This is a genomic window from Streptococcus sp. HMSC078H12 (genome assembly GCF_001814615.1).
GTDB lineage: Bacteria > Bacillota > Bacilli > Lactobacillales > Streptococcaceae > Streptococcus > Streptococcus salivarius_F.
The window spans coordinates 1-262 of sequence record NZ_KV817347.1 but is presented as its reverse complement, the minus strand read 5'-3'; the positions used below and the strand labels follow the sequence as shown (position 1 = coordinate 262).

Annotated in this window: 1 protein-coding gene; it reads left to right on the top strand. The window is 45.0% G+C overall.

Annotated features, from left to right (window positions below; genetic code table 11):
- Window positions 1–262: hypothetical protein (locus tag HMPREF2979_RS10370; RefSeq protein ID WP_186821193.1), on the top strand; the 262-nt coding region annotated here is incomplete at both ends.

The window sequence follows — 262 nt, the reverse complement described above, 5'->3', positions numbered from 1 at the left end:
GAGTGCTTGAACTTGCCTCACTCTTTGGTGTTCCTGAAACTGAAGACTCTGAGATCACTTCACTAGTTGATGCTTCAGAAACTGGAGTGCTTGAACTTGCCTCACTCTTTGGTGTTTCTGATGCTGATGTCTCGGATCCCACTTCACTGTTTGATGCTTCTGAAACTGGGGCGCTTGAGGTTTCCTCACTCTTTGGTGTTTCTGATGCTGAAGTTTCAGAAACTACTTCACTAGTTGATGCTTCAGAAACTGGAGTGCTTGA